General features: G+C 48.8%; 2 protein-coding genes. One reads left to right on the top strand and one right to left on the bottom strand.

Annotation, left to right across the window (positions count from 1 at the left end):
- Positions 1-597: 597 nt before the first annotated feature.
- Entirely contained in the window at positions 598-1821 is a 1224-nt protein-coding gene (locus JIF53_RS19655) for a tyrosine-type recombinase/integrase (RefSeq protein ID WP_153741720.1), read from the bottom strand.
- A 512-nt stretch (positions 1822-2333) separates the two neighbouring features.
- Between JIF53_RS19655 and JIF53_RS12860 the strand changes: the two genes are divergently transcribed.
- Positions 2334-3299, top strand: coding sequence for a hypothetical protein (locus JIF53_RS12860; RefSeq protein ID WP_199452692.1), 966 nt, complete (start codon positions 2334-2336; stop codon positions 3297-3299).
- The last annotated feature ends 169 nt before the right edge of the window (positions 3300-3468 follow it).

Here is a 3468-nt window from a genome sequence, read left to right as displayed (position 1 = left end):
TGTTTTCCGCCAAAACGGCGGGAAATAGGCAAAAATCGAACAAAACAGAGGGTGATAACGCCAAAATCGCGCTTGAATGGCTTTTTTTCGAGTTGAAAAGCGATTCAGCGATAAATCAGGCGTTAATCAGACCCTCCTTAAGATCGATTCGCCAATAGTCGGGAGTTTTTACCTCCTTATCTGGCGCGTCGAGAACCCTCTCCTTGTTACGTTTGTGCTCTAGATGAAGAAAGTTGTGGTACGCGTGGTAGCGGTCGATTAGCTTTTGGGCTTCCTCTTCTATGACCAGCGCAAGATAGTCTTCGAAACGATTACTCATAAAAACAAAAAGCCCGTCCAATGAACGGGCTTCCCACGGGTACAACCATGCAAAAGTAAGTTTCCATTTGGTCGAAGCCTTGGAGCATCTTCCCCATTGAAGTACTGGGCACCCGTTAGTTCCCTAAGAACCTGATTTCCACTCCCGTCGGAGTGTTGTCGCCCCACACTTCTATGGGGGTCAGGAGAGCGTAGCATATAACCTCTGATCTTGGACACGATTCTGCCAAGCACCGAATGCACCCTAGCAATAACGTCTACAGTGTCCAGAATGGCTCATCAATCCAGAAGCTTTGCCGCTGACTCCAGATGCTCTTCTGTCGAATGCACGTAAATCATCGTTGTGGCGATGCTCGCGTGTCCTAACCATCGTTGAATCGTTTTGAGGTCGATATTTTTCTCTGAGGCTCGCGTTGCAAAGGTGTGTCGTAGTGCATGATGACCTTTTTCGGATGTGACGCCCGCTTGTTTTCTCACGCGACCAAACATCACTGGAATTTGGTTGTAGGGGTCAACTCCGTTTCTCGATAGCAGCAGTCCAGTCTCTCTTTGGGCTTGAATGTGGTGCTGTCTGAGGTCTTCAAGCAGTGGCTTCAATGAGCCTGTTATAGGCACCACGCGAGGCTTATAGGTTTTCGTGGAGTTCCGGATGGTGCCCTCCATCGCAACCTGATTTACTCGAATTAGCCCCCGTTCCAGATCGACGTTTTCCCACGTCAGTCCCAAGGCTTCTGACGCCCTGAGTCCGGCGAAGAGAGAAAGCCCAATCATTGCCCGGAACTCAGCCGTTTTGGCTTTGTTCTCAGTTTTCTTACCCTTGTTGGGACCACGCGTGACTGTGTTGTACTGAATTGCGCCAATATTGAGGAGGGCGTCTGTTTCTTCGCGTGTAAACGGTACAACCTCCTTTTTTTGATGCTTTACGCGGCTGAGTCGTGTCGTTGGGTTATCGAGATTCGGGTCTGACTTTTGTGCGAAATCGAACGTGCAGGAAAGCAAGCTTACAATTCGTTGGATTGTTTGGGCACTTACCTCGGCGCGTCGCAGCTCGGTACGCATGGTCTCGATCATCGCTGTGGTCATGTCACCCAGGCGGCGTTCGCCAAACCGGGGAAGCAGGTGGTTGTTCATCCGGCTGACGTTGTGCCTGTGGTCTTGGTGATGGGTTTCACTCCAATCCAGGTACTCTTTGGCGACCTCTCTAAATAGGCGGGTGGATTGTGTAGAGCGACCCGTGCGACCACTCATGCGCTCGGTGATTGCCTTGGCTCGAATTTCTGAGACGACATCCCGAGCCTGGCTAAGAGTCACGCCATCGCGGTCAGACCCAATAACGCCTTTATGTCTGATGCCGGATTGGGTGAAGTCGTAGCGCCAGGTGCCGCATCCATCCTTGCGCTTGCGATAAATAATACCGTTCTCGCTGATCTCCTGACCCGGAGCCAATTCTTTCTTCGCTTTCTCGCTGAATGTGCTTGTGCGTTTCTTGACTGCTGTAGTCACTGATACCTCCAATTGTTTGAAGGTATTTAGAAGGGGGAATGGAGGGGAAGGGCGCCAACGTAATCCAGCGTAAACCAACGTATCAGAGCGTATTGGCGTCGCCAGAAACTAAAAAGCCGAATCAACTCTTACTCATGGTAAGTTCTTGATTCGGCTTGATATTAGTGGTGCCCGGAGGCGGAATCGAACCACCGACACGGGGATTTTCAATCCGAGTCACAATCACCGCATATCTACACAGTCCTGCACAATCAGATAGTTACAGAATATTGAGCCCACTCAACCCCACATAAAACCGCAAACGCGTGGACACTTTGTTGACACCGTAGGCCAGCGTATTGGCCAAAAAGGCCCGTTTTCTGAAGATCTCTGCGTGTCTACTTGATCGATACGTCCACTTTGGCTAGGTTAAAAAATGTACAGACAAGAATGTTGGGGTCATCACGGAGCGATGAATCGCTGTAGTCCATGAGTTGATCTGGTCTCACCAGTAACCTGAAAGGACTACATCAATGCGAAATTTTAAATCTTTCCTTATTATTTTCGTTCTGCTTTTCACAGCCGGTATCAGACTATCTCCCGCTTTTGCTCAGCAACAGGACGACGAATCCACCCTTTCCCTAGATAGCGCAAATTATATATTGACGCCAAACAAGGTATGTAGGGCTAATGAGGAACCATATAAGAGTCAACTTATTGGTTCCGTAACCTATTCAACGATGGATGAATGTTTAGACCAGGAAGGTGCTCAACTGCCGAACTCTCCGGCGGGTCTTAGAGAGAAGGCACAAGTTCTGCGAAATAAAAAATATGATTTGTTTGAGGGTCTTGATCCATATTTTGGTAATGGTGGCGTCGAGTCGTATTCTTCCGGTTCCAGCTCAGGTGGTGCCTCAACTGGAAGCACGCTTCCCCTCCTGGAAGACAGGTTTGAGCTTCTCAGTAACCAGAAAGCTCAAGACATTGTAGAAGCAAAGGAGGCGGACGAAACAGCCAACGATCTAGAAGACTTCGAGAAGTTCAAGCTTGGAATAGGGATAGCCTTTACGAAGTTACACAACCAGAGCATTGATGATGTAGACGTTCGCGATGGTCGCATAGTCGTCACCAAAGAGAGAGAACATCGCGGAAGTTTTATGCTCGAAACACATAAGTTTTTTACCTATCAGCGTTTAAGTCGCATGTTTCCAAATACCCATAGTGTTGGCGTAGGTCCATTCATTTCAGTCAGTGTCGCTGACACCGATGGCGGTGATCCGTTTTCGGCCTATGGCGTGGGGCTAATGATGGGCTTTAAAGACAGAACAGGGAGCGGAAGCTGGAATATAGGCTTTGGCTATTTTGTCGACACGAAAGCCAAAGAACTCCGTTCTGGTATCGAAGCTGGAGATACCACAACGGTACAGAATACAGATGATCTTTTGGTAGAACGAGATCAGGGCGGGGTGATGCTGATTGTCTCAACTAGCTGGGATTAAGCAAAAACCTCAATAGATATAGGAGGGTACCTGAATCCGTGACTTCAACGAGCTGAACTCACGCCCAAAGCCTGCAATAACAAGGCTTGGAGCGATATAATAGCATCTGACATCCATTCACCCAGTCAGTGCTTTCGGCTCATGCGTACCTTCACTCTCCAGCAATCCC

The sequence above is a fragment of the Marinobacter sp. bablab_jr008 genome (genome assembly GCF_016464145.1).
In the GTDB taxonomy this organism is placed as follows: Bacteria; Pseudomonadota; Gammaproteobacteria; order Pseudomonadales; family Oleiphilaceae; genus Marinobacter; species Marinobacter nauticus.
This window is presented reverse-complemented; position numbering and strand designations above follow the sequence as displayed.

Coding starts and splice junctions, on each gene's coding strand:
- JIF53_RS12860 (WP_199452692.1), top strand. CDS start 2,334: ATGCGAAATTTTAAATCTTTCCTTATTATTTTCGTTCTGCTTTTCACA.